Below are 25,390 nucleotides of genomic sequence, written 5' to 3' on the forward strand. Positions count from 1 at the left end.
ATCGGGCACCCGTCGTGACTCCCGTCACGGCGGGGTCCCTCAGGAGTGGGGTTCCTTCCGGTCGGCGAGGCGCTGCAGCATCGCGTTGTAGTCGTTGAGCTCGGCGTCACCGTCGCGGGCGGCCTTGCGGTCGCTGCGGCGGTTCTCGCGGGTGTCCGAGCGGGACCAGCCGATGGCCACCCCGAGCACCAGCAGCAGGGTCGGGAACTCGCCGATGCCCCAGGCGATGTCGCCGCCCTCCTGCTGCTTGGCGAGCAGGTTCGCGGTCGGGGTGATGTGGGCGAACCAGTCCGGTGCGAGCAGCGTCGTGCCCACCATCAGCGAGACGCCGAAGAAGGCGTGGAAGGCCATGGTCGCCAGCAGCAGGATGAGCCGCAGCGGGTAGGCGGGCCGCTGCGGGCCGGGGTCCACGCCGATGAGCACGGAGGCGAAGAGGTACCCCGTGCTCAGGAAGTGGACCATCATCAGCTCGTGCCCGACGTGGGTGCGCAGCGCGAGCTCGAAGAGCGGCGAGAAGTAGAAGACGATGATCGACCCGGCGAAGAGCACGGCCGCCACCAGCGGGTGCCCCAGGATCGCGAAGTAGCGCGAGTGGACGACCACGAGCAGCCACTCGCGTGCGCCGCGGGAGTGGTCGCGACGGGCGGGCAGCACCCGCATCGCGAGCGTGACGGGGGCTCCGAGGACGAGCATCGGCGGCACCGCCATCGTCAGCAGCATGTGCTGCATCATGTGCGTGCTGAAGCTGATCCGGCCGTAGGCGGCCGGGCCCCCGTTGGTGACGAAGAGCAGCGCGAGGCAGCCGAGCACCCACCAGATCGTCCGGCCCACGGGCCAGCCGTCGCCGCGCCGGCGCAGCCGCCGGACCCCGACGAGGTAGCCGACCAGCAGCAGGCCGCCGATGGTCAGCCACAGCAGGTCCGGGCTGGTCCGGGTGAACCAGCGCACGATGGTGAACGCCGGCGGGACGGGCTCACCGAGCAGCGTCGCGGCGGCCGAGGAGCTGGGGTCGCTGTCCGGGACGGGGGTGGGGCTGCGGCTCAGCGCGACGCCGAGGCCCGTCGCGGCGCCCATCAGGACGAGTTCGCCGGCGGCGATGCGGAGGAAGGCCCGGGGCCGCTCGGCGAGCAGCGGGATCGTGCGGCGGCGGTGCCAGACCCCGAACGCGCCGAGCCCGACGAGGGCGACGACCTTGCCGACGACGAGCGCGCCGTAGGCCGAGTCCAGTCCGGACCAGCCGCCGAGGCGGACCGAGGCGTTGAGGACCCCGGACAGGGCGACGGCCGCGAAGCACCACAGGGCGACGGTGGAGTACCGGGTGGCGAGGGTGGTCAGGTCGACGGCACGGCGCCCCTTCGCGGGCCCGGCGGAACGACCGGTCAGGGGTGCGACGAGGAGCACGGCCCCCAGTCCCCCCACCCAGAGGGTCACGCCGATGAGGTGCATGGCCAGTGAGCTGACGGCGGTCTCGTGCGAGGACGACCCCGACGCGTGCCCGGACAGGGAGAGCGGGAGGAGCGCGATCACGCTCACCGCCGTCCCCCAGGCGGCGCCGGTGGGCCCGGTCGCGGCGGCTCCGATCGTCGCGGCGACGGCGGCGAGGACGGTCGTGACCAGCAGGGCGCGTCCGAGGTCGATCGACTGGGCGAACTGCGCGAACTGCGCGCCGAAGTCCGAGCCCCCGGGGGCCGCGCCGATGATGTCCATGGCCGTGAGGACCAGGACGAGGAGCGCGGCCACGGCCCACACCCCGGCGGCGACCCCGCCGATCCGCACGGCGCGGGTGAAGGCGTCGCTGGGTTGCGGGAGCAGGAACGTCGCCACCGCGAACCCGCCGACGGCGAGCGCCGCGGACAGGTCGTGGACGGTGCGCGCGATCGGCAGCCCGTAGCGGACGAGGGCTCCCGGGTCACCGAGGGCGGGGACGGCGAGTCCGCCGCCGAGGGCGAGGGCGGTGAGCAGGACCGCGAGCGCGGCGAGGAGGACGGCTGCCGAGGTCAGCAGGGCGCCGGTGATCGGGGTTGCGCTGCGGGCCGGGCGGGTAGGTGCGGCCACGTGGCCAGGGTAGGTCGTCACCCTGGGGATCGCCGCCCCGTCCGGGGCGTCCTCGGTCACACCGGCCGACGAGGGGCTCGCCGGCGGGGACCCGGAGGGTCAGGCGCTGGCGCGGACGGGGGCGACGGCGGTCGCGACGTCGAACCAGACGGTCTTGCCGTAGCTCTCGACGTCGACGCCGTGGGCGTCGGAGAGCGCTTCGACCAGGGCCATGCCGCGGCCGTTGAGGGCTTCGGGGTCGACGTCGCGGCGCTGCGGGAGGCGGGTGTTCTCGTCGCCGACGCCGACGCGGACGTGCGACCCGGCGTGCCCGACGCGCAGGACGACCTCGCTGCGGCCGTGCAGGACGGCGTTGGTGACGAGTTCCGCGGTCAGCAGCAGCAGCGTGTCGACGACGTCCCCGAAGATCCCCTCCGCGATGCACCAGTCGGCGACGAAGTGCCGGGCCGCGCGCGAGGACATCGGGACGGGCGCCAGCGTCGTCTCGTGCGACCAGTCCGTGAACGACACTCCGTGACTCTCCCGATACGTAGGGTTACCAAGCACCGTAGCGCAGCGTCGCTCGAACGGCGTAGTCCGTCGCGTCGGTACGTGCAGGAGTCCGTGCGAGGACCCGGACCGGGCCTGTTGATCCATCACCACGCTGTACCCCCCGATACGTGCTTGCGGCTGGTAACTTGTTTGTAGTTGCATGTAGCAGTCAAGGATCCGACCACCGCGTCCGATGACCTCGCAGACACCGTCTGGGCGGTCATCTCCCGGGTGGTACTTCGTCCCGCCCGCACTCACCGTTACACCCAGTGAGTACAGCCAGTGAGCGGCGGGGCGCACCGGTAACGTCAGCCCACCTCCCTGGAGCCCACGCATGACCTCTCCCACCCGGAGCGCACGGCGGTGACCACGACCACCGAGCCTCCCCGCACCAGCACTGCACTGCCGCAGCCGACCCCCGCGACGCCGGTGCCCACGCACGAGCAGCAGCTCGCCGCGCTCTCCGACGAGGTCAGCCGCCAGGTGCGTGCCCTGCACTCCCTCAAGGCCCGGATGGCGCGCGGGCAGTCGGAGGTGGAACGTGCGATGCACGTCGTCCTCTTCGTGCTCGCCGACGCCGGACCCCTGCGGGTCAGCGCCCTCGCCGAACGCCTCGGCACGGACCCGTCCACGACGAGCCGCCAGACCGGCGAGCTGGTCAAGCGCGACCTGCTCCGCAAGCTCCCCGACCCCGACGACCGTCGCGCCAGCCTGCTCGCGGTCACCGACGCCGGCCACGACGTCGTCGCGACCATGAAGCAGCGCCGCCACGAGCAGCTCGCGGCGGCCGTCGACGGTTTCGACGCCCGCGAGCTCACGGTGTTCACCAGCCTGCTCGCCCGGTTCGTGGACGGCCTCGAAGGGGCCCACCCCGAATGCCTCCGCCCCACCTCCACCCCCGCCGCCCAGGAGAACGCATGAGCAACACGACCGCCGGTTCGTCACCGGCGCACTCCCCCTCGGCTCCGGAGATGCCGGTGCTCACGCACCGGCAGATCCTGGCGATCCTCTACGGGTTGCTGCTGGGCATGTTCCTCGGTGCGCTCGACCAGACGATCGTCTCGACCGCGATCCGCACCATCGCCGACGACCTCGACGGGTTCTCGCTGCAGGCCTGGGCCACGACGGCGTTCCTCATCACGTCGACGATCTCCACGCCGCTCTACGGCAAGTTGTCGGACATGTACGGACGGCGGCCGTTCTTCATCGCCGCCATCGTCATCTTCGTCGTGGGTTCCGCGCTCTGCGGCATCTCGACCTCGATGTACGAGCTCGCCGGCTTCCGCGCCCTGCAGGGTCTCGGCGCCGGCGGTCTGATGTCGCTCGCGCTGACGATCATCGCCGACATCGTCCCGGCCCGTGAGCGTGCGCGCTACCAGGCCTACTTCATGATGGTCTTCGGCACCTCGAGCGTGCTGGGCCCCATCGCCGGCGGTTTCCTCTCCGGTCAGTCGACGATCCTCGGCCTCACCGGGTGGCGCTGGATCTTCTGGATCAACGTGCCGCTGGGCGCCCTGGCCCTGACCGTGGTCCTGAAGAACCTCAAGCTGCCCAAGCGTTCCACCAAGCACCGCATCGACTGGCCGGGTGCGCTCACCCTGATCATGTGCCTCGTGCCGCTGCTGCTCGTGGCCGAGCAGGGCCGCACCTGGGGCTGGTTCAGCGCCGGTTCCATCGCCTGCTACGCCGTCGGCCTCGTCGGTCTCATCGGTTTCATCCTCGCCGAACGCGCCTACGGCGAGGAGGCGCTGCTCCCGCTGCGCATGTTCCGCGGTCGCACGTTCTTCGTGGGCAGCCTCAGCAGCCTGATCCTCGGCATGGGCATGTTCGGTGGTTTCGCCGTCCTGCCGCAGTACCTGCAGGTCGTCAAGGGCTCCACCCCGACGGAGGGCGGTCTGCAGATGCTGCCGATCGTCCTGGGCATCATGTCGGCCAGCATGATCTCCGGGAAGGTCATCGCCCGGACCGGGAAGTACAAGTTCCTGCCGGTCATCGGCACGGGCCTCATGGTCATCGCGCTGTTCGGGTTCTCCCGCGTCAACGCGGACACCCCGATCTGGCAGACCATGATCTGCATGCTGCTCATGGGCTGGGGCCTCGGCGGCAACATGCAGCCGATCATCCTGGCCGTGCAGAACGCCGCCGCCCGCACCGAGATCGGTGTCGCCACGAGTTCCGTGACGTTCTTCCGCCAGATGGGCGGGACCCTCGGTACCGCGGTGTTCCTGTCGATCCTGTTCTCCTCGCTCGGCGGCCACATCGCCGACGAGTACGCCAAGGCCGGCCCGACGCCGGCCTTCCAGGCCGGGCTCGCGCAGGCGAAGCTCGACCAGCCCGGACTGCAGGCGACGCTGGCCAAGGCGACGGACAACACGTCGATCCTCTCGACGCTGCCCGACGCGGTGACCCACCCGTTCAAGGTCGGTTTCACCGACTCGACGAGCCTCATCTACCTCGTCGCGGCGTGCGTCATGCTGCTCGGCTTCATCACCGTGCTCTTCCTGCCGGCGCTCCCGCTGCGGGGCGCACCCGGTGCGGCTCCGGCCGGCCCCGGCCCGGAGGGTGCCGCCGCGGCCCCCGTCGAGGCAGCCGGCGCCCCCACCGAGGCGATGGCCCTCACCGCGCAGGGGAAGGCGCCGTCCACTGGCGGCTCTCCCTCCTCCGCCGGTACGGTCGCTGCCGTGGACGGGATGGCACCGGGAGAACTGGCCGAACGCATCCGCAGCGGTGTGCAGCAGGCGAAGGCCGCGCAGCTCGCCATGGAGGAACTCGCCCTCGAGGCGGGACGCCGCGAGGCCGCGTTCGACACCGCCGTGGAGAACCTCCGCGAACTCGGACTCGACGAGTCCTCGATCGAGGCCGCCCTCGGTGAGGAGGCCTCGGCTCCCCGGGGTCGCCACGCGGGTGCCCCCGAGGAGGCCGTCGAACCGGCGCGCGAACAGCTGGGTGCGCAGAACTGACGCGCTGACCTGACGCGCCGACCTGACGCGCTGACCTGACGCAGGACGGCCCCGGAACGCACCCGCGTTCCGGGGCCGTCCTGCGTTCCCCCTCGTCACGGAAGACAGCCTTCCCTTGCCATGCGTAGGCTCACCTTATTTTGACAAAAGCAAAAGAAGAGGTATGTTCGTCGTCATGAGCCCGCTGGACGACACCGCGACCGAGGAGCTGCTGCGCACCGCAGGCCTGCGCAGCACCGCACCCCGCCGCACCGTCCTGCAGGTCCTGGAGGACCACCCGCACCAGACCGCCGCGGGTGTGGCGGAACTGCTCGGGGAGGCGGGAGCCGGCATGTCCCGCCAGAGCCTCCACAACGTGCTGGAGGACCTGACCCGCACGGGTGTCCTCCGCAGCATCCAGCCCGTCGGGTCCGCCCCGCGCTACGAGACGAAGGTGGACGACAACCACCACCACATCGTCTGCCGCGAGTGCGGTGCCGTCTCCGACGTCGCCTGCGCGACCGGGCGGGCCACCTGCCTGACCCCGGCGTCGACCCCGGACTTCGCGGTCGTCGAGCACGCCGACATCACCTGGTCGGGGTTGTGCGTCAACTGCGCTCCCACCACGACACGCTGACCCGCCCGACCCGCTGACCCCACCGAAACCCAGGAGGACACCGTGACCACCGTCGACGACGTCAAGACCGCCGGCCTCACCCAGGAGAAGGTCGCGGGCTTCAACGCCAGCTCGCGTCTGAACAGCGGCCTGCAGGAGGTCCTCGTCGACCTCACCGCACTGCACCTGCAGGGCAAGCAGGCCCACTGGAACATCGTCGGCGCGAACTTCCGCGACCTGCACCTGCAGCTCGACGAGCTGATCGACGCCGCCCGCACCTACGCGGACGACGCGGCCGAGCGCATGCGCGCCGTCGGTGGCATCCCCGACGCCCGCCCGGGCACCGTCGCGAGCACCACCAGCATCGGCGACTTCGGCGCCGACGAGATCTCCACCTCCGCCGCTGTCGAGGCGATCGTCGCGATGACGCGACGCACCATCGACACCATCCGCCGCGTGCACGACCCGATCGACGCCGAGGACCCCTCGACCGCCGACCTGCTGCACGGTTTCATCCTCGGCCTCGAGAAGCAGGCCTGGCTGATCGGTTCGGAGAACCGGGCGCCGCGTCGTCGCTGAACGACGACAGCCCCGGTGGGGCTGAGACGACACAGCCCCGGTGGGGCTGAGACGACACAGCCCCGGTGGGGCTGAGACGACACAGCCCCGGTGGGGCAGGATCGGCACCATGCCGAGCCTGCTCATCACCGGGGCCGCCGTCGTGACGGTGGACGCCGCCGGGACCGAACACCCCCAGGGGTACGTCCTCGTCCGCGACGGGGTGATCGCCGCGGTCGGTGCGGGCGAGCCTCCGGCCGGGACGACCGCCGACCGCGTCGTGGACGCCCGGGGCCACCTGGTGACCCCGGGCTTCGTCAACACCCACCACCACCTCTACCAGTGGGCGACGCGGGGTTTCGCCGTCGACAGCGGGCTCTTCGACTGGCTCACGACGCTCTACCCGATCTGGGCGCGCCTGGACGCGACCGACGTCGAGGCCGCGGCGCGCGCCGGCCTCGCGCGGTTGGCCCTCACCGGCTGCACCACGTCGATGGACCACCACTACCTGCACCCCCACGACGGCGGCGACCAGCTCGCCGCGAGCATCGAGGCCGCCCGCACGGTGGGGCTGCGCTTCTCCCCCACCCGCGGGTCGATGGACCTGGGGAACTCCGCCGGCGGTCTGCCGCCCGACTCCGTCGTCGAGACGATCGACACCGTGCTGACCGCGACGGCCGACGCGGTGGCCCGCCACCACGACACCTCGGCGGGATCGATGGTCCGCATCGGGGCGGCTCCGTGCTCACCGTTCTCGGTCACCCCGGACCTGTTGCGGCAGACGGCCGCGCAGGCAGCGGAACTCGGGATCCGCCGGCACACGCACCTCGCCGAGACCGACGACGAGGAGGAGTTCTGCGCCCGCACCTTCGGCGCCCGTCCGGTCGAGGTGCTCGAGGACCTCGGGTGGCTCGGGCCGGACGTCTGGCTCGCGCACTGCGTCCACCTCTCCGACTCCGACATCGCGACGCTGGCCCGGACGGGGAGTTCGGTGGCGCACTGCCCGAGTTCCAACGCCCGCCTCGGCGCGGGGATGGCCCGCACCCGCGACCTCCTCGCCGCGGGCGTGACCGTCGGCCTGGGCGTCGACGGCGCCGCGTCCAGCGAGCAGGGCAGCCTCGCCGACGAGCTGCGCCAGATGGTCTACACCGCCCGCCTGCGCGGCGGCCCCGACACCATGAGCGCCCGGGACGCGTTGCGCGCCGCCACGATCGGGGGCGCCACCTGCCTCGGACGGCAGGAGGAGATCGGTTCCCTCGAGGTCGGCAAGCGCGCCGACCTCGCTCTCTGGGACCTGCGCGGCCTCGGTCACGCCGACCTCGACGACCCCGTCGTCGCGCTGGTCATCGGCCCGACCCCGCCGTTGGCGTTGTCGACCGTGGAGGGCCGGGTCGTCGTCGAGGACGGTGAACTGCGCACCACCTCGCAGGAGCAGGCCGTCGCCGACCTCGTCGCCGCCCGCCGCCGCGTCCTCAGCCGGCGTTGACCACCGGCCGCCGGCTCCGCGCCACCAGGAGACCGGCGGCCACCGCCCCGAGGGCGAGCGCCACCCCGCTGGCGAACACCGAGGTGTGCACGCCGACGACCGCGCCGAGCAGTCCGACGGTGAAACCGCCGCCGACCCGCAACCCGCCCGAGGCCATCGAGTAGACGCCGACGGTCCGGCCCCGCACCGCCGGATCGGCCTTGAGCTGGACGATCGTCTGGGTCACCGAGACCGACACGATGTTGGCCAGGCCGCCGACGACCAGGACCGCCACGGCGAGCGGGAGGTTCCCGCTGACCGCGAACGCCGCGACGGCAGCACCGAACAGGAACGTCGAGACGACGGCCGCCGCGAGGTTCGGGCGGACCCAGCCGGTGGCCTCCAGGACGATCCCGCCCACGACCCCACCGAGGCCGTTGGCGAACAGCAGGACCCCGTAGGCGGTGTCGGCGGTTCCCGTCCCGAACTGCTCGGCGAACTCGGGCATGACCGTCTGCAGCGCGGAGCCGAGGAACAGCGAGGTGAGACCGGCGACGGCGATCGCGCCGGCGATCTCCGGGTCGCGCATCACCTGCCGGGCCGAGCGCAGGGCACCGAGCGCACCGATGCGTTCGCGCGCGACGATCCCCGAACGGGTGTGGCCGGTGAACCTCGTGCGCAACAGGAAGACCGTGAGCGGCAGGTAGATCAGAGCGTTGACGAGGATCCCCGTCTCGGGTCCGAACCCGACGAGCAGCGCCGACCCGGCGACCGGGCCCAGCAGCACGCCGAGCCCCTGGAACGTGGAGTTCATCCGCACGGCGCTGGGGAGTTCGTCACGCCCGACGAAGTCCTGCAGCATCATCTGCTCCGCCGGTCGCCAGAGCGAACCCGCCGTCCCGTGCAGCACCAGGAGGACGCAGGCGGCGGGGATGCTGAGGTGGTCGGTCACGAACAGGACGCCCCAGGAGATCGAGACGGCCATGAACAGCAACTGGGCCACCTGGATCACCCGCCGGCAGTCGTAGCGGTCGGCCAGTCCGCCGAACCACACCGAGAGCAGCAGGAACGGCGTCCAGTGGCTGATGACCTGGAAACCCGTCAGCGCCGGGGAGTGGAACTGCTGCCAGAGCACCCAGTAGGTGATGACGTGCTCGACGTTGTCGGCCATCATCGACAGCATCCCGCCGACGAGGTAGGGGCCGCAGTCCCGGTTGCGCAGGGCGGCGAACCGCCGGACGGGCGCGGGCCCGGCGGCGACGGGTTCCGGGACGTGGGTGGGGTTTCCGCAGCCGGCGCACACGGGCGGGCCCTCCTCTCGACGGTGGGTCAGTGCCTCGGCAAACTACCACCATTCCGAGACACGGTGTACCGGTATGGTCGGGGGATGACCACCGGACCCGTAGGCCGCCCGCGCAGCGAGTCCGCGCGCCACGCCGTCCTGCGCGCCGTCGACGACCTCCTCGTCGAGGTCGGCTACGCCGGGGTGACGATGAAGGGGATCGCCGAACGGGCGGGGGTCGGGCGCCAGACGGTGTACCGGTGGTGGTCGACGACGGCCGAGATCCTCCTCGAGGCCTGCGTGGACGACGCCCGCGAGGAACTGGCGACGGCCCCGCAACCCGACGCCCACCGCGAGGTGCACGGGTACCTGCGCCTGCTGGAGGCGTTCCTGCTGCACTCCCACGCCGGCGCCTGCTACCGCGTCCTGCTCGGGGAGACGCAGCACGACACGAGGGTCCGCGACCTCGTCGCGCGCGCCGACATCCTGGCCCCGAGCGCCCGGGCCTGCCTGGAACGGGTCGGCGCGCACCTGGGACGGGACCGCCTCACCGACGACCTCCACGTCGCCGAACTGGTCGGTCCGCTCGTCTACTCCGTCCTCACCACCGGCCGTGGCCCCGACCTCGACGCCCTCACGACGCACCTCCTCACCGCCTGGGCGTGAGACTGGCCACTCGAACGGGCGCGAGGACGGACCGGGCGGCGCGTCGGCGCTACCGTCGGTGCCCATGACCGCAGAACGCAAGGTGCACATCGTCGAGCCCCGCTACGCGCGCACGTGGTTGCTCGTCAACGCCACCCGGACCGAGCTGTTCGACGTGGCCGCCGCCTCCCGGGCCGACCAGGTCGTGCTCGACCTCGAGGACGCCGTCGACCCGAGCCACAAGGACTCCGCCCGGGACGACGCCGTCCGCTGGCTGAGCGACGGCGGAGAGGCCTTCGTCCGGATCAACGACGTGACGACGCCGCACTGGCGCGACGACGTCGACGCCCTCAAGGGTGTCCCCAACCTGCTGGGCGTGATGCTGGCCAAGACCGAGGCCGGTGAGCAGGTCGAGGCGACCTACCACGCCCTGGGCGGTCAGACCCCCGTCGTCGCGCTGTGCGAATCGGCCCTCGGCATCGAGGAGGCCCGCGAGATCGCCTGCGCCCGAGGGACCTTCCGTCTCGCCTTCGGCTCCGGGGACTACCGCCGCGACACCGGTGCCAGCGCCGAGGACCTCGCGATGGCCTACCCCCGCAGCCGTCTCGTCATCGCCAGCGCGATCGGCAAGCTCCCCGGACCGATCGACGGCCCGACCACGGGCGGCGGCCACCCCGAGCTGCGCGAGGCCTCCTCGGTCGGGGTCGCGATGGGGATGATGGGCAAGCTCTGCCTCGACGCCGAGCAGTCCAACGTCATCAACGAGGTCATGAGCCCCAACGTCTCCGACGCCACCTGGGCCCGCGACTTCATCGAGAACTTCGAGAAGAGCGGCGGGGTCGTCCGCGACGGGTCCGACCTCCCGCGCCTCGGCCGGGCCCGGCGCATCCAGGAACTCGCCGACGCCTTCGGGATCCAGCCGCTCTGAGCCCGTCGGCAGGTGCACGGGGAATCTGAACGAACCAGCGCACGCTCCACCCGGACGGCGTAGTTTCTACCCTGGATACTACTGAGCGTCGTCCAGGGAGAACAGATGGTCACAACGATGACGCACGGACGGCAGCGACGCTCCTGGCGGGCGGTGCTCGCGGGGACGGCACGGACCGTCGGACGCGCGGGCGCCGCCCGAGGACGGGCCACCGCTGCCCCCGCGACCGTGCTGCGACGCACCGCCTACGGCCTGGCCACCCTCGCGCTCGCCGCGGGCTCGACGACCGCGCTCGCCACCTCGGCGAACGCGCTGGACGCCGGCGCCCGACCCACCCTGAAGACTGTGCGGTCCCTGCCCTTCACCGGTCACGGCGACGAGGACGGCAACGGGGACGGGGGCCGGGGGACGGTCCGGGCGAACGCCGCCGTGAGCGCGGCCTGCAACGGCGGGAACCCGATCTCCGCACCGCAGTGGTACTCCGTCGGCAAGAAGGTGACCGGCTCGCTGCGGGTCGTCGTCGACGGGGTCTGGTACCCGCGCGGGATCGACCAGTTCCCCACCGGTTCGGCCGTCGTCGACCACTGGAGCGGGGAGGTGCTGGCCTGCACGGGACAGACGCTGCCCCGGGCCAGCCGCCCCGTGGACGTGGTGGGCTTCACCACCGTGCCCTACGGCTACTCGCCCTACAGCCCGTTCGACCTCGTCACGACCATCGTCCCGGCGGCCTCCGCGCCACCGGCCAACGACGAGGTGATCGACGCCCAGCCCGTCCCGGCCCTGCCGTTCACGTCCCACGTGGACACCTCCCTCGCCGACGCGGACGGTCCCGACCTGATCGACTACGAGCACTGCCTGCTCTCAGCCATCAACCCCGTCAAGGCCGGCACGGCCTGGTACCGCTACCGCCCGACGAAGACCGGTCCGGCGCCCGTCGTCTCCGTGTCCCCGTCGACGAACTGGACCGCGGGCAACACCGACGGCGGGGTGGGCCTGCGGTCGGGGATCCTCGAACTGCGCAGCGACGGCAGCACCCGGCTCGTCACGAACGACGACCCCTGGGACTGCGACACCCCCGTGCGGCTCACCAAGGGCAGGACCTACCTGATCGGCGTCGCCTACACCTGGGACGAGTACAGCGACTCGGTGCCCCTCACCGGAGGCCCGATCGACGTCTCGGTGACCGCCCGCTGAGCTGCGGCCAGGTCGTCTCGCCATGATCTTCAGCAGCAATGTCACGGAAAGTACCCGAGCGATCACCTTGAAGACGTAACTTCCTCCTGGGGAGTGACAGAGAGTCAAATCAGGGGGATCTCATGAACGCACGTCCGTCCGTCGCCGCCCGCCGCCGCACGCGGTGGTCGGGAATCGTCGTCGGGGCCGCCCTCGCCGGCGCCGTCGTGGCCGCGGCGCCGGCCCAGGCCGCCACCTCGAGCTCGACGGCGGCCACCGTGCGCACCCTCCCGTTCAGCGGCAGCGGCAGCGCGGACGGCACCGGCACCGGCGGACACGGCACGGTCCGGGCGAACCGGGCGGTGGCCGCGGCCTGCAACGACGGCCGGGCCCTCAGCGCCCCGCAGTGGTTCGCCGTCGGCAAGAAGGCCACCGGGTCCCTCGTCGCCACGGTCACCGGTAGCGGCGCGGGCACCGCGGTCATCGACCACTGGAGCGGCGCGGTCCTCGCCTGCACCGGCGGGACGGTGGCGCGCGCCAGCCGCCCCGTCGACGTCGTCGCCTACTTCAGCGCCCCGACCGGTGGCGCCCGCTTCGACGTCACGATCGCCGGACCGTCCGCGACCGCGCCGTCGAACGACCGGCTGGAGAACGCGCACCCCATCTCCGCGCTGCCGTTCACGACCACCGCCGACACCTCCGCCGCCGACGCCGACGGCCCGGCGCTGAAGGACTACGAGCACTGCGAACTCTCGAACTGGTCCCCGACCCAGGGGAACACCGTCTGGTACAGCTACCGCGCGGCCGTCACGGGCCCGGCCCCGGCGATCTCCGTCTCCCCCGCCACCGGCTGGGCCGACGCGGACACCCACGGGAGCTGGGCGCAGCAGGCCGGGATCCTCGAGGTGCTGCCCGACGGTGGGACCCGGCTCGTCACCAACGACGACCCGTGGGACTGCGACACCCCGGTCACCCTGCAGCAGGGCACGACCTACCTCATCGGCCTTTACTACGGCTGGGACGCCGACCAGGACAGCGTCCCGGTCAGCGGCGGCCCGGTGAAGCTCTCCGTCACCGCACGCTGACCGGGAACCCTCAACTCCGGACGAACGCCGAACCGTCCACCCGGACGACCTGGCCGAGGTGCGCGCCGAACCCGAAGATCCCGGCCGTGCTCCACGCCGTGGAGTAGAGCTGACCGTCCACGACCTTCAGCGACAGCGGCATCGTCACCTGCGCCGCGGTGCGCACACCCGCCCGGTCGACGCGGACGATCCGGCCGACGGTGCTCGGGTCGAAACCGGCCGGCGGCGGCCCGTCGCCCGCGGGCAGTCCCTCCAGGAGTTCGGAGACGTAGACCGCCCCGGAGTCCCCGACCGCCACACCCGTCGGGGCGCTGAACCCGGAGATGGTCCCGAGGACCTTCCCGCCGAAGGGGTCGAGCACGTAGACCCTGCCCTGTCCGGGCGCCTCCCCCGAGAGGGTCGAGACGTAGAGGTTCCCGTCCGGGCCCCACGCCAGACCGGTGGGGACCGGGTCGCAGCCCGTGTGCTGCGGGTCGTTGTTGGGGCGTCCCTTGCAGGGACCCGTCGTGACGACCGGCGGCACGAAGAACGTGCTCACCTTCCCGTCCGGGGCGGCCACGAGCACCGCGTTCGCCCCGGCGTCGGCGACGAAGACGCGGTTGTCGAAACCCCGGCCGGCGAGGACGGCGAACGGGTTGCTCAGGGCGTCCAGCGGAGCCCCGTCGGGCCCGAACTGCTGCTGCCCGTCGGGGTTGTTGGCGAGTTCGTAGGCCGCGAGGTCGGCGATCCTGTGCCGGGGCTTCCCGGTGACCGTCGAGTACAGCGTCGACGCGCCGGGGGTGCCCGCCTCGCCGGTGACGAAGTAGAACGTCTCGAACTTCCGGTCGACCCCCGACGGTCCGGGGATCTTGTTCAGCCGGGTGTAGGGGCGCGCCCCGGGAGCGAAACCGCTGATCTCACCGGTCGAGCTCTCGGAGACGTAGAACCTCCCCGCCCAGTTCGACAGGCCCGTCGGGTCGTCGAAACCGGTCGCGACGACCGTCACCGGCGCGGGGGCCGGCGCGGCGTGGACGGGGGTGGCCAGGACCACCGAGGCGGTGGCGGCCACGAGGAACACTGCTGCAGAACGGAGGCGTTGCACCATTGCACTTCTCCTCGGTCACGGGAACCTCACAGGCTCCCCTGAGCGAAGAAGGTAGACCTCCGAACACCCCGGTGAGAAGACCTCACCCGGAGTGATCACCGGAGGGGGTGCCGGATCAACTCCAGGTGAGCGCCCGCGCCGGGTCCTCGAGGATGGCGGCGATGTCCGCGAGCGCCCGCGAACCGCTCTCGCCGTCGAGCATCCGGTGGTCGAAGGAGAGGCCGAGCGTCGCGAGGTAGCGGGGTTTGACCTTCCCCTTGTGCACCCACGGCCGCTGCTGGATCTTGCCGACCGCCAGGATGGCGGCCTCCCCCGGGTTGAGGATCGGCGTGCCGGTGTCGATGCCGAACGTCCCGACGTTGCTGATCGTGATCGTCCCCTCGGCGAGGTCCTTCGGCGAGGCCTTGCCCTCCCGCGCCGTCCCCGCGAGGCCGTTGAGGCGGACGGCGAGGTCCTTGAGCGACAGTTCGTCCGCGTCCTTGATGTTGGGGACGAGCAACCCCCGCGGCGTCGCGACGGCGATCCCGAGGTTGACGTAGTTCTTCACCACGATGACCTGGTTCTTCTCGTCCCAGGTCGAGTTGATGTCGGGGTTGCGCTGCACGGCGACGATCAGGGCCTTCGCGACGAGCAGCAGCGGCGAGACCTTGATCCCGGCGTACTCGGGGTCGAGCTTCAGCCGCTGGACGAGCTTCATCGTCCGGGTCGCGTCAACGGTCGTGAACACCGTGACGTGCGGGGCGGAGAACGCGCTCTCCACCATGGCCGCCGCGGTCGCCTTGCGCACGCCGCGGATCGGGACGTGGCGTTCCCGGGCGTGCTGCTCGACGCGGCGCTCGGGTTCGGGGGGTGCGGTGGGGACGAGCGCCAGGACGTCGGCCCGGGTCACCGTGCCGCCGGGGCCCGTCGGGGTCGCGTCGGCCAGCAGCACGCCGAGGTCGCGGGCCAGCTTGCGGACCGGGGGTTTCGCGAGGACGTGCGGGACGACGTCGCGGCCCACCGGGGCCGCCGGAACCGCCGGGACCGCCTGCGGGACAGGCGCTTCCACGCTCGGTACGGCGCCGCGGCGGCGCCGGCCCACGGTCTCCCGGGTGCCGTAGCCGACGAGGGTCGCCCCCGAGCCGCCGTCCTGCGCCCCGGCCGTCGCCGGAGCGGTCGCCTCGGGGGCGGGCTCCGCGGGCGCCGTCGTCGTGGACGCCGTCCCGTCGTCGACCACGACGATGTCCCGGCCCACCTCGACGGTGTCACCCTCGGCGACCAGCAGTTCCGCCACCACCCCGGCGTAGGGGCTCGGCAGTTCGACGAGGGACTTCGCGGTCTCGATCTCGAGGAGGACGTCGTTCACGGCGACGGTGTCACCGGGTTTGACCTTCCACATCACGATCTCGGCCTCGGTGAGGCCTTCACCGACGTCGGGCAGGGCGAACCGCTGGTTCAACGGAGTCCTTCGGGGGTCTCGAAGTTCTGGGAGTTCTGGGAGTCGGGGTGCAGGAGGTTCAGGCGGCGAGGGACTGCTCGACGGCGTCGAGGACGCGGTCGACGCTCGGCAGGTAGTGCTCCTCGATCCGGGCCGCGGGGTAGGGCAGGTGGTACCCGCCGACCCGCTTGACCGGCGCCTCGAGGGAGTAGAAGCACGCCTCCTGGATCCGGGCCGCGACCTCGGCCCCCGGGCCGTGGAACACCGGCGCCTCGGTGACGACGACGAGACGTCCGGTGCGACGCACCGATTCCGCCACCGTGTCGACGTCGAGCGGGGAGATCGAGCGCAGGTCCACGACCTCGAGGCTGGTGCCGTCCTCGGCCGCGGCGGTGGCCGCGTCGAGGGCGAGCTTCACCGTGGGGCCGTAGCAGACGAGCGTCGCGTCGGTCCCGGCGCGCAGGACCCGCGCCCTGTGCAGCGGGGTGACCTCACCCGGGCCGAGGTCGACGTCCACGTCGCCCTTCTCCCAGTAGCGGCGTTCGGGTTCGAGGAAGACGACCGGGTCGGCCGAGGCGATGGACTGCTGGATCATCCAGTACGCGTCGTGCGCGGAACTCGGCATCACGACCCGCAGACCCGCGGTGTGGGCGAACAGCACCTCGGGGCTCTCGGAGTGGTGCTCCACGGAACCGATGCCGCCGCCGCTGGGGATGCGCAGGACGACGGGCACCGACAGCTTGCCGTGGGACCGGGCCCGGAGCTTCGCCAGCTGGGTGGTGATCTGGTTGAACGCGGGGAAGACGAAACCGTTGAACTGGATCTCGCAGACGGGGCGGTACCCGCGCAGCGCCATCCCGATCGCGCTGCCGACGATGCCGGCCTCCGCGAGCGGGGTGTCGATGACGCGGTGCTCGCCGAAGTCCTTCTGCAGACCGTCGGTCACGCGGAAGACGCCGCCGAGGGGTCCGATGTCCTCCCCCATGAGCAGCACGCGCGGGTCGCGGTCCATCGCGGCCCGCAGGCCGGCGTTGATCGCCTTGCCGATCGGCATGGTCTCCATCAGGACGCCCCTCCGACGAGTTCTCCGTGAGCTTCGCGGTCGTGCTGTTCCCAGGCCGCGAGGAACTCGTCGCGTTCGGCGAGGACCTGCGGGTGCGGTTCGGCGTAGGCGTGGTCGAACATCGACACCGGTTCGGGGTCGACGAGGGCGATGACCCCCGCGCGCAGTCGGGCGGCGAACTCGTCGGCCTCGGCGTTCAGGGCCGCCTCGTAGTCGTCGTCGAGGATGCCCTCGGAGCGCAGGTACGTCCGGAACCGGTCGATCGGGTCCTTCTCGCGCCAGGCCTCGGTCTCGGCGGAGAGGCGGTAGCGGGTCGGGTCGTCGGCGGTGGTGTGCGCGCCCATGCGGTAGGTGTAGGCCTCGATGAACGTGGGGCCACCCCCGCTGCGGGCGCGTTCGAGCGCGGCCCGGGTCACGGCGAGCACGGCGAGGACGTCGTTGCCGTCGACGAGGACACCGGGCATGCCGGCCCCTTCGGCGCGGCGGTGCAGCGGGACGGTCGACTGGCGGGCGACGGGTTCGGAGATCGCCCACTGGTTGTTCTGGCAGAAGAAGACGACGGGGGCCTGGAAGACCGCGGCCCAGTTGAGCGCCTCGGACGCCTCGCCCTGCGAGGTGGCGCCGTCACCGAGGTAGGCGACGACGGCGGTGTCGCGCGCGGGGTCGCCGGTGCCGACGGCCCCGTCGCGCTGGACGCCCATGCCGTAGCCGACGGCCGGCAGCAGCTGCGCGGCGATCACGAGGGTGTAGGGGTGGACGCCGTGCTCGACCGGGTCCCAGCCGCCGTGGTCGACACCGCGGAAGAGGCTGAGGACGTGCACCGGGTCGATGCCGCGGGCCAACGCGGCACCGTGGTCGCGGTAGGTGGGGAAGACGTGGTCCTGGCGGCGGGTGGCCTGCGCGGAACCGACCTGCGCGCCTTCCTGGCCGCGGGTCCCGACCCACAGACCCAGCTGGCCCTGGCGCTGGAGCGCCTCGCCCTCGGTGTCGAGGCGGCGCAGCACGACCATGTCGCGCAGCAGCCCCAGGAGCTCCTCCGGTTCGAGGTCGACCTCGTGCTCGGGGTGGTCGCGGCGGACGCCGTGCTGGTCCAGCAGCTGGACCATGTCGTCGTGCCGTCCGGGTACCTCGTGCTCGGCCCGGTCCGGGCCTTCCGCTGCGTCGCTCACGTGCGTCCTCCGCGTGTCGGGGGGTCGTTCGGTGCTGCCTGTGGTGCACGTCCCCGCGGCGAACCTACGGTTCCGTACGTTACGGGAGCGTACGTTACGGGTCCGTAGCTTGGGAACCGCCACACGGGGCCGAACACGAACCCTCCCCACCGACCGGGGGACGCTCCGGGGGTCAGGACACGAGGGTGGCGGCCACCTCGAGGAAGCGCTCGTTGGCGACGGTCTCGGCCACCGTCACGCGCACACCGGCCCCCGCGAAGGCCCGCACGACGAGCCCCTCGGCGGCGAAGGCGTCGGCGAGCTCGAGCGCCCGCTCGCCCACCGGCAGCCAGAGGAAGTTGCCCTGCGCCTCGGGGACGTCCCAGCCCTGCTCCCGCAGCCCGGCCACGACGCGGTTCCGCTCCACGACCAGAGCCCCCACCCGCTCCATCAGCTCCGCCTCGGCCGCGGTCTGCAAGGAGGCGACGACCGCGGCCTGCGCGATCGCGGACACCCCGAACGGCGTGGAGGACCGGCGCAACGTCGACGCGACGTCCGGGTGCGCGAGCGCGACCCCGATGCGCAGGCCCGCCAGCCCGTAGGCCTTGGAGAAGGTCCGCAGCACGACGACGTTCGGGTGCTCGCGGAACACCTCGACACCGTCCGGCACGTCCGGGTCGTCGACGAACTCGCGGTAGGCCTCGTCCAGGACGACCAGCACGTCGGCCGGCACCTGGGCCAGGAAGTCGTTCAGCTCACCCCGGCGCAGCGCCGGCCCCGTCGGGTTGTTCGGCGAGCACAGGATCACCAACCGGGTCCGCTCGGTGATCGCCGCGAGCATCGCGGGCAGGTCGTGCCGGGCGTCCGCGGTCAGCGGCACCTCGACCGTCGTGGCGTCGGAGATGGCCGCGACGATCGGGTACGACTCGAACGCCCGCCACGCGTAGACGATCTCGTCGCCCGGGGCGCACGTGATCTCGGCCAGCTGGGCCAGCAACCGCACGCTGCCGGTCGCCGCCGCGAGGTTCTCCACCGCGACACCCCAGCGCGTCGCGACGGCCGCGAGCATCGCCGTGGCCGCCGGGTCGGGGTAGCGGTTCACGTCGGCGGCGGCCCGCGAGATCGCCGTCAGCACGCTCGGCAGCGGCGGGTACGGGTTCTCGTTGGAGGAGAGCTTGTAGACCTCCAGCCCCTGACGGGCCACGGCCGGCTTCCCGGCGACGTAGGCCGGGACTCCCGCCATGTTCGCCCGCAACCGCGGAGCCGCAGAGGTGCCGGGGATCGTCGTCATGGGCGTCAGGGTACGGAGACCCCGCCCCCCACCCGCTCCAGGTAGGCCTGCGCCGCGCCCAGGTCCCACAGCTCGGCCATCTTCTGGCCCATGTCGAAGAGGTTCGCCGCCTGCACCGAGGCGTCCCGGTCCCCGCAGGCGTCGGTGACGACGAAGGGCGTAAACCCGTGCTGCAGGGTGTCGAGGGTGCTCGCCCGCACGCAGCCCGACGTGCTGAACCCCCCGATCAGGACGGTGTCCACCTCGAGGGCGTGCAGCCGCGCGGCCAGGTCGGTCCCGAAGTAGGCGCTGGGGTACTGCTTGACGATCTCCACCTCCCCCGCCTCCGGGGCCAGCCCGTCGACGTAGGCGGCGAAGGGGCTGCCCGGCCCGAACGCGCGCAACCCCGGCACCTTGCGGAAGAAGACCCCCGCGTCGCTGCCGTCGGCCGCGATCGCGACCCGGGTGATCACGACGGGGACGCCGGCCGCCCGGGCGCTCGCCAGCAGGCTGCGCATGGCCTCGGCCGCCGCGAGCGCCGGCGGACCGGCGTAGACGTGGCAGCCGGGGTCGGTGTAGGCGCAGGCGGGATCCACCAGCAGCAGGGCGGGGCGCGCTCCCGGGGTGAGCCCGGCACCGAACCCGGCCCCGGCGTAGTCGTCGACGCTCATGTCTCAGGTCTCCTCGGGGGTTGTGGACGCGACGCGGGTGCTGCGCCGGACGGGAAGGGCCACGCAGGCGGCCAGGGCCAGGAAGGCGAGGACGGACAGCACGACGAGGGCCGCCCGCACCCCGTCACCGAAGCTGCCCAGCGCCGAGGGCGCCGCCGACAGCGCACCGGAGTAGGCGTCGGCGCGGTCGGCGCCGGACAGCCCCCCGGTGGCGATGCCGAGCGCCACCGCCGTGCTCAGCAGGAACCCGACGTTCTGCAGGGCCGAGCGGACACCGTTCGCGATGCCGCGCTGGGCGGCGGGGACGGTGAGCATCAGCAGGCTCGTCCCGGGGGTCATGAACAGCCCGGTGCCGGCCCCGACGGCGAACAGCCCGACGAAGACGCCGGTGTAGGCCCCGTCCGGGGTCAGCACGACGGCGAGCAGCAACGTCCCGACCAGGACGACCGCACTGCCGGCGGTGACCATCGTCCGGGCCGCCACCCGCCCGACGAGGTTCCCCGCCACGACCGCCGCGACGGTCGTCCCGAGGGCGAGTGGGCTCACGAGCAGGCCCGCGGCGAGAGCGTCGTGGCGGCCGGTGGACTGCAGGACGAGGGAAGCCAGGACGACGACGGCGTACTGCGCCGCCGCGTTCAGCAGCACCGCCGCGTAGAGCGGGCCCCGCATGCGGTGCACCAGGACGCCCAGGTCCACCAGGGGCGAGGGGCGCCGCCGTTGCCGCGCCACGAAGAGCACCCACAGCAGGGCCGCCACGACGCCGCAGACCACGGCCGGGCCGACCCCGTCGAAACCCGTCGCCGCGAGGACGTCGGGCGACAGCGTCAGCAGGGTCGCCGCCAGGGCGAGCGCGGACAGCACCGCCCCGACGCCGTCGAAGCGTTCCCGCGGGGCGGTGCTGCGGGCGGTCCGTGGGAGGACCGCGGCGGACCAGACGAGGCCCACCAGGCAGATCGGCAACGTCACCAGGAAGGTGCCGCGCCAGCCGAGCAGGGTCGTCGCGGCGCCCCCGGCCAGCGGGCCGATCGCCTGCGTCACCGCCGCGACGGTCGCGTTCAGCCCCAGCCCCTTCCCCAGCGACGCGGCGGGGAAGGTGTCGGTCAGCAGCGCCGTCGTGTTCGTGACCAGCGCGGCCGCGCCCACGGCCTGGACCGTCCGTGCGGTGATGAGGAGTTCCGGACCGGACGCCAACGCGCAGGCCGCGGTGGCGAGGGTGAACACCACGTAGCCCGCGAGGTAGAGCGGTCGGCGCCCGACGATGTCCGCGAGCCGGCCGATGGCGAGGATCAGGGCCGTGGTGACGAGCATGTAGGACAGCAGGACCCAGCTCGACTGCGCCGCGCTCGCCCCGAGTTCCCGGGCGATCGTCGGCAGCGCGACGTTCACCCCGGAGATGTTCAGGAACACGGCGACGACTCCGGTGCTGGTGGCCGAGAAGACCGTCCAGGGGTTGCGCGCGCTCACGTCGGCACGACCGCCACGAGGCCGGGCGGGGCGGCGAGGTGGTGTTCGGTGACCGACTGGAAACCCACCCCCACCCCGAGCAGCACGGCCTCCGCGAAGGGGCGCGCGACGAACTGCACCGCCACGGGCAGGTCGTCGCGGCCACGGCCGGCGGGGACCACGAGGGCGGGGAAACCCGTGAGGTTGAACGGTGAGGTGTTGCGGGGGACGATCTCCTGCAGCGGGACGCGCTCGCCGTCGACGTCGGTGGTGAGGTCGTCGAGGTGCGGCGCGGTCGTCCCGACGCCCGGGGTGAGCAGGACGTCGACCCCCGCGGCGTCCATGACCGCGAGCTGCTCGCGCTGGGCCACGGCCCGTCCGCGCAGCGCCCGCAGGTAGTCCGCCGCGCTGGCGGCCGCACCGCGGCCGAGGCGTTTCCGGGTTCCCGCGTCGAAGAGTTCCAGACGCTCGACGTTCTCCTCCTGGGTGGCCGTGAGCTCCCCCGAGAGGACGACCAGCGCGTCGGCGTACGCGTCGGCGGCGGTGGGGAGGTCGACGTCCACCACGAGTGCCCCGTGCGCGCGCAGGACTTCGACGGCGGCGTCCACCGCGGCGACGACGGCCGCGTCGCAGCGTTCCTCGAACCAGCCGCGGACCCGGCCGATCCGCCGGCCCACCAGGCCGCTCTGCGCCCAGACCTGGGCCGGTCCGACGCGGGGCACGTCGTGGGCGGCGGTCGGGTCCGACCCGTCCGGGCCGGTCACGACGGACAGCACCAGGGCGGCGTCGGCCGCGCTGCGGGTCATCGGACCCACGTGGTCGAGCGTCCACGACAACGCCGCCACCCCGGTGCGGGGGACCAGACCGTGGGTGGGTTTCAGGCCGGTGATCCCGCACAGCGCGCTGGGGACGCGCACGGAACCCCCGGTGTCGGTGCCGAGGGCGAAGGGCAGGACGCGGGCGGCGACGGCCGCGGCGGAACCCGTCGAGGAACCTCCGGTCCAGCGGCCCGCCCGCCACGGGTTCTCGACCGCGCCGTAGCGCGCGTTGACCGCGAGCCCGCACGCGAACTCGGTGGTCGCCGTCATGACGACGGGGATCGCCCCCGCGGCCCGCAACCGGGCCACGACGGTCGCGTCGCTCGTGGCGACGCGGTCGCCGGTCTGGTGCGAACCGCAGGTCACGACCGTTCCGGCGACGTCCACGATGTCCTTGACCCCGAAGGGGATCCCCTCCAGCGGGCGGGCCTGCCCGCTCGTCCAGCGCCGGGAACTCTCCCGCGCCGCCTCGCGGGCCCCGGCGCAGACGGCGAGGAACGCCGTGGGGGCGGGACCGTCCGGGCCGGTCGCGGCCAGGACGTCCTCGACCACGACGACCGGGTCGGCACTGCCGGCGGCGTAGGCGCGCAGCAACCCGGCGACGCCCAGCGTCCCCTCGGGGGGTTCCGGCACCGGACCGGTGGCAGGTTCGGGGCGAGGAGCCGTGCGGAGGAACTCCTGCGCCGCAGCCGGTTCGGGGACCTCCGCCGAGGGTGACGCGGGGTGCGGGCGGGCCCGGCGACCGGCCAGCAACGCCTGGAACTCGGCGTCGGACGCCGCCTCGGTCCTCAACTGCTCGAGCAACGCCCTACCCCGTTCGATCGATCAGACGTGCTGGTTCCTCGTGCTGGTTCTCGTGCCGTTCCTCGTGCCGGTGTTCCGCGTCAGGCCGTGGCCGGTGAGGGGGACGGGATCTGCGCCCGGCTCAGCATGAGGGGCTGGATGCGTTCGCCGAAGGCGTCCATGCCCCCGAGGAAGTCGTCGAAGGTGAGCATGATGCCCTTGACCCCCGGGATCTGCGCGACCTCGTCCAGCATGCGCGCGACGGATGCGTAGGAGCCCACGAGGGTCCCCATGTTGAAGTTCACGGCCCCCTCGGGCAGGGCGATGGTCTTCGCGGTGGAACCCTCACCGGCGGTGGCGTCGGCACCGGCCTCGTCGGCCTGGTAGTTCAGCGCCGCCAGGTCGGCGTTGTCGTGGTAGTCGTGCCACTTCGCCATCGCGAGTTCGTCGGTCTCGTCGGCGATGACCATGAACAGGGCCAGCGCACCGGAGTCGCGACCCGAGGCCGCGACGGCCTTGACGTAGCGTTCGGCGGTGTCGCGCATGGCCTGCGGCGTGTTCACGCCGGTTCCGAGCAGGAAGTCGTAGTCGGCGTGCTCGGCGGAGAACTGCATGCCGGTGTCGGACTGCCCGGCCGCGACGATGTCGATGTGTCCGGGTCTCGGCGACAGGACGCAGTCGTCCATCCGGTAGAACTCGCCCTCGAGGTCGCTGCGACCCGTCTCGGTGAGGTCCCGCAGGACCTGGACGTACTCCCGGGCGCGCGCGTAGCGGTTCTGGAAGTGCTCGTCCCCCGGCCAGACGCCCATCTGCGCGTACTCACCCGGAGCCCACCCCGTCACGATGTTCACCCCGATGCGGCCGGGGGCGATCGAGTCGATCGTGGACACCATGCGGGCGACCAGCGCCGGCGGCAGGGTGAGGATCGCGGTCGAGGCGTAGAGCTTGATCTTCTCGGTGACGGCGGCCAGGCCGGCCATCAACGTGAACGACTCCAGCGCGTGGTCCCAGTACTCCGTCTCGCCGCCGAACCCGCGCAGTTTGATCATCGACAGCGCGAAGTCGAAACCGTACGCCTCGGCCTTCTGCACCACCTGCTTGTTCAGGTCGAACGTGGGCATGTACTGCGGGGAGGACTTGGAGATCAGCCACCCGTTGTTGGCGATGGGGATGAACACGCCGATGTCCACGAGGAACCTCCTGGGTCGTCTGCTGCAGCCGTGACTGCGAATGTACGAGGGCGGTGTTGCTCGTTCGTCTCGCTCAGGTGAACGCTGTGTTTCGCCGTCGTCCCCGTTCCCCGGGTACGTCAGAGGCGCGTCAGCGGCGCGTGGAACCGCGCTCGACGAGCTCGACGCCGAACTCGCGGACGAGGTGCGGGGCGTCGGGGTCGGCCATCCGGGCGAACAGCGCGTCGGCCGCGACCCGGGCCATCTCGACCAGGGGCTGACGCACCGTGGTGAGGTCGATCATCGACCAGCCGGCCCAGTCGAGGTCGTTGTAGCCCACGACCAGGAGGTCCTGCGGAACCCGCAGCCCCAGACGCCCCGCGGCATCGAGGACCCCGAGGGCGATGTAGTCGGTGTGGCCGAACACCGCGTCCGGGCGCACGTCGGCGGGCACGTCGAGCAGCTCGAGGGCGGCGGTGAGCCCGAAGGCGGGGCTGACGGGCCCGCGCCGGACGTGCGCCGGGTCCACGGACACCCCGTGCCGGCCCAGTTCCTCGGCGAACCCGGCCGCCCGCCGGGTCAGGCTGGGGTTGTCCTGCGGGCCGGCCACGACCGCGATCCGGCGCGCTCCCCGCTCCCACAGGTGCCGCGCGACGAGTCGCCCACCCCCGACGTTGTCGGAGGTGATGCGGTCCACCCGTTCGCCGAGCTCGCCGTCGACGTCGCGGTTCAGCACGACGAGCGGCAAGCCCACGTCGACGAGCTCGGCGACGGCCGCGGCGTCCGTGCGCGCCGACAGGTAGACGATGCCGTCGACCAGTCCACCCCGCAGGGAGTGGAGGTCCTCCTCGAAGCGTCCGGACTCCTCGTCGTGGTCGGCGAACAGCAGCACCCGGTGCGCCCGCGCGTGGAACTGCTCCTGCAACGTCTGCACGAGCAGCGGGAAGGAGGGGTTGCGCAGATCCCCGGAGACGATCGCGATCGTCGCCGTCCGGCGGGTGATCAGGCTGCGGGCCGAGAGGTTCACGACGTAGCCGAGCTCGCGGGCCACCTGCCGGACGCGCTCGCGCGTCTGCGGGACGACGCGGGTGTCCCCCCGCAGGGCGCGGGAGACCGTGGACTGGGAGACGCCCGCGGCCCGCGCGACGTCGTAGCCGGTCACGGGTCCGCTGCGGGCGGTCTCGGCCGGGGTGACTGCGGAGTCGCTCACGGTACGGATCCAACCAGCGACCTCCCCCGGACACCGC

The 25,390-nt window shown here is 72.5% G+C and carries 22 protein-coding genes; 9 read left to right on the forward strand and 13 right to left on the reverse strand.

Translation table 11 applies throughout. The features are described from left to right. Positions 1-39 precede the first annotated feature (39 nt). A complete protein-coding gene (locus ACFQ46_RS20870; protein ID WP_380261674.1) occupies positions 40-2,055 on the reverse strand; it encodes a cytochrome c oxidase assembly protein in 2,016 nt (671 codons plus the stop codon). 99 nt (positions 2,056-2,154) lie between these two features. Further along, on the reverse strand, positions 2,155-2,565 hold the full coding sequence (locus ACFQ46_RS20875; protein ID WP_380261676.1) for an ATP-binding protein: 411 nt from the start codon (positions 2,563-2,565) through the stop codon (positions 2,155-2,157). Positions 2,566-2,949: 384 nt separating this feature from the next. On the opposite strand from ACFQ46_RS20875, the gene ACFQ46_RS20880 reads away from it, so the two are divergent. The 5 genes from ACFQ46_RS20880 (at position 2,950) to ACFQ46_RS20900 (ending at position 8,185) form a co-directional block, all read left to right on the forward strand. After that, entirely contained in the window at positions 2,950-3,507 is a 558-nt protein-coding gene (locus tag ACFQ46_RS20880) for a MarR family winged helix-turn-helix transcriptional regulator (protein ID WP_380261678.1), read from the forward strand. Further along, positions 3,504-5,546 (forward strand): MDR family MFS transporter, encoded by a 2,043-nt coding sequence (locus ACFQ46_RS20885; protein WP_380261680.1) that lies wholly within the window; start codon positions 3,504-3,506, stop codon positions 5,544-5,546. Before ACFQ46_RS20880 ends, ACFQ46_RS20885 begins: the two co-directional genes overlap by 4 nt. 175 nt (positions 5,547-5,721) lie before the next feature. Beyond that, positions 5,722-6,162 carry a Fur family transcriptional regulator gene (locus ACFQ46_RS20890; RefSeq protein ID WP_380261682.1) on the forward strand — a complete coding sequence of 147 codons (441 nt, stop codon included), beginning with the start codon at positions 5,722-5,724 and terminating at the stop codon, positions 6,160-6,162. 42 nt (positions 6,163-6,204) lie between these two features. Continuing rightward, on the forward strand, positions 6,205-6,720 hold the full coding sequence (locus ACFQ46_RS20895; RefSeq protein ID WP_328293354.1) for a DNA starvation/stationary phase protection protein: 516 nt from the start codon (positions 6,205-6,207) through the stop codon (positions 6,718-6,720). A 109-nt stretch (positions 6,721-6,829) separates the two neighbouring features. Beyond that, complete coding sequence (locus ACFQ46_RS20900) at positions 6,830-8,185, forward strand: 8-oxoguanine deaminase (RefSeq protein ID WP_380261684.1); 1,356 nt, start codon at positions 6,830-6,832, stop codon at positions 8,183-8,185. On the opposite strand, the gene ACFQ46_RS20905 is transcribed toward ACFQ46_RS20900, so the two are convergent. Beyond that, a complete protein-coding gene (locus tag ACFQ46_RS20905) occupies positions 8,172-9,467 on the reverse strand; it encodes an MFS transporter (protein ID WP_380261686.1) in 1,296 nt (431 codons plus the stop codon). The two genes, ACFQ46_RS20900 and ACFQ46_RS20905, sit on opposite strands and share 14 nt — an antisense overlap. Before the next feature lie 84 nt (positions 9,468-9,551). On the opposite strand from ACFQ46_RS20905, the gene ACFQ46_RS20910 reads away from it, so the two are divergent. The 4 genes from ACFQ46_RS20910 (at position 9,552) to ACFQ46_RS20925 (ending at position 13,277) form a co-directional block, all read left to right on the forward strand. Next, a complete protein-coding gene (locus ACFQ46_RS20910; protein ID WP_380261688.1) occupies positions 9,552-10,112 on the forward strand; it encodes a TetR/AcrR family transcriptional regulator in 561 nt (186 codons plus the stop codon). Between the two features lie 64 nt (positions 10,113-10,176). Continuing rightward, complete coding sequence (locus tag ACFQ46_RS20915; protein WP_380261690.1) at positions 10,177-11,019, forward strand: HpcH/HpaI aldolase/citrate lyase family protein; 843 nt, start codon at positions 10,177-10,179, stop codon at positions 11,017-11,019. A 117-nt stretch (positions 11,020-11,136) separates the two neighbouring features. Next, the gene (locus tag ACFQ46_RS20920; RefSeq protein ID WP_380261693.1) at positions 11,137-12,213 is read left to right on the forward strand and encodes a hypothetical protein; all 1,077 of its coding nucleotides are present in this window, start codon (positions 11,137-11,139) and stop codon (positions 12,211-12,213) included. 122 nt (positions 12,214-12,335) lie between these two features. Then, positions 12,336-13,277: a hypothetical protein gene (locus ACFQ46_RS20925; RefSeq protein WP_380261695.1), complete on the forward strand. Its 942-nt coding sequence runs from the start codon at positions 12,336-12,338 to the stop codon at positions 13,275-13,277. Positions 13,278-13,287: 10 nt separating this feature from the next. Here the strand turns inward: ACFQ46_RS20925 and ACFQ46_RS20930 are convergent, their stop codons facing one another. The 10 genes from ACFQ46_RS20930 to ACFQ46_RS20975 all read right to left on the reverse strand — a co-directional run bounded on the left by ACFQ46_RS20930 (position 13,288) and on the right by ACFQ46_RS20975 (position 25,353). Then, the gene (locus ACFQ46_RS20930) at positions 13,288-14,361 is read right to left on the reverse strand and encodes a ScyD/ScyE family protein (RefSeq protein WP_380261697.1); all 1,074 of its coding nucleotides are present in this window, start codon (positions 14,359-14,361) and stop codon (positions 13,288-13,290) included. A 115-nt stretch (positions 14,362-14,476) separates the two neighbouring features. Further along, a complete protein-coding gene (locus ACFQ46_RS20935; RefSeq protein ID WP_380261699.1) occupies positions 14,477-15,799 on the reverse strand; it encodes a dihydrolipoamide acetyltransferase family protein in 1,323 nt (440 codons plus the stop codon). Positions 15,800-15,857: 58 nt separating this feature from the next. After that, positions 15,858-16,841 carry an alpha-ketoacid dehydrogenase subunit beta gene (locus ACFQ46_RS20940; RefSeq protein WP_328293363.1) on the reverse strand — a complete coding sequence of 328 codons (984 nt, stop codon included), beginning with the start codon at positions 16,839-16,841 and terminating at the stop codon, positions 15,858-15,860. After that, positions 16,841-18,010 (reverse strand): pyruvate dehydrogenase (acetyl-transferring) E1 component subunit alpha, encoded by a 1,170-nt coding sequence (gene pdhA / locus ACFQ46_RS20945; protein ID WP_380261702.1) that lies wholly within the window; start codon positions 18,008-18,010, stop codon positions 16,841-16,843. Before pdhA ends, ACFQ46_RS20940 begins: the two co-directional genes overlap by 1 nt. A gap of 172 nt (positions 18,011-18,182) precedes the next feature. Beyond that, the gene (gene hisC, locus ACFQ46_RS20950) at positions 18,183-19,280 is read right to left on the reverse strand and encodes a histidinol-phosphate transaminase (protein ID WP_380261704.1); all 1,098 of its coding nucleotides are present in this window, start codon (positions 19,278-19,280) and stop codon (positions 18,183-18,185) included. A gap of 5 nt (positions 19,281-19,285) precedes the next feature. Next, positions 19,286-19,930: an isochorismatase family protein gene (locus ACFQ46_RS20955; protein ID WP_380261706.1), complete on the reverse strand. Its 645-nt coding sequence runs from the start codon at positions 19,928-19,930 to the stop codon at positions 19,286-19,288. A gap of 3 nt (positions 19,931-19,933) precedes the next feature. Further along, positions 19,934-21,394 carry an MFS transporter gene (locus ACFQ46_RS20960; protein ID WP_380261708.1) on the reverse strand — a complete coding sequence of 487 codons (1,461 nt, stop codon included), beginning with the start codon at positions 21,392-21,394 and terminating at the stop codon, positions 19,934-19,936. Further along, complete coding sequence (locus ACFQ46_RS20965) at positions 21,391-22,995, reverse strand: amidase (protein ID WP_380261710.1); 1,605 nt, start codon at positions 22,993-22,995, stop codon at positions 21,391-21,393. Before ACFQ46_RS20965 ends, ACFQ46_RS20960 begins: the two co-directional genes overlap by 4 nt. 80 nt (positions 22,996-23,075) lie before the next feature. Next, positions 23,076-24,164, reverse strand: coding sequence for a pyrimidine utilization protein A (rutA, locus tag ACFQ46_RS20970; protein ID WP_380261712.1), 1,089 nt, complete (start codon positions 24,162-24,164; stop codon positions 23,076-23,078). 130 nt (positions 24,165-24,294) lie between these two features. Beyond that, a complete protein-coding gene (locus tag ACFQ46_RS20975) occupies positions 24,295-25,353 on the reverse strand; it encodes a LacI family DNA-binding transcriptional regulator (RefSeq protein WP_380261714.1) in 1,059 nt (352 codons plus the stop codon). Positions 25,354-25,390 lie beyond the last annotated feature (37 nt).

This window comes from Kineococcus sp. GCM10028916 (genome assembly GCF_042674865.1).
Taxonomy (GTDB): domain Bacteria; phylum Actinomycetota; class Actinomycetes; order Actinomycetales; family Kineococcaceae; genus Kineococcus.

Coding starts and splice junctions, on each gene's coding strand:
- ACFQ46_RS20885 (WP_380261680.1), top strand. CDS start 3,504: ATGAGCAACACGACCGCCGGTTCGTCACCGGCGCACTCCCCCTCGGCT.
- ACFQ46_RS20890 (WP_380261682.1), top strand. CDS start 5,722: ATGAGCCCGCTGGACGACACCGCGACCGAGGAGCTGCTGCGCACCGCA.
- ACFQ46_RS20900 (WP_380261684.1), top strand. CDS start 6,830: ATGCCGAGCCTGCTCATCACCGGGGCCGCCGTCGTGACGGTGGACGCC.
- ACFQ46_RS20910 (WP_380261688.1), top strand. CDS start 9,552: ATGACCACCGGACCCGTAGGCCGCCCGCGCAGCGAGTCCGCGCGCCAC.
- ACFQ46_RS20915 (WP_380261690.1), top strand. CDS start 10,177: ATGACCGCAGAACGCAAGGTGCACATCGTCGAGCCCCGCTACGCGCGC.
- ACFQ46_RS20920 (WP_380261693.1), top strand. CDS start 11,137: ATGACGCACGGACGGCAGCGACGCTCCTGGCGGGCGGTGCTCGCGGGG.
- ACFQ46_RS20925 (WP_380261695.1), top strand. CDS start 12,336: ATGAACGCACGTCCGTCCGTCGCCGCCCGCCGCCGCACGCGGTGGTCG.
- ACFQ46_RS20930 (WP_380261697.1), bottom strand. CDS start 14,361: ATGGTGCAACGCCTCCGTTCTGCAGCAGTGTTCCTCGTGGCCGCCACC.
- ACFQ46_RS20940 (WP_328293363.1), bottom strand. CDS start 16,841: ATGGAGACCATGCCGATCGGCAAGGCGATCAACGCCGGCCTGCGGGCC.
- hisC (WP_380261704.1), bottom strand. CDS start 19,280: ATGACGACGATCCCCGGCACCTCTGCGGCTCCGCGGTTGCGGGCGAAC.
- ACFQ46_RS20955 (WP_380261706.1), bottom strand. CDS start 19,930: ATGAGCGTCGACGACTACGCCGGGGCCGGGTTCGGTGCCGGGCTCACC.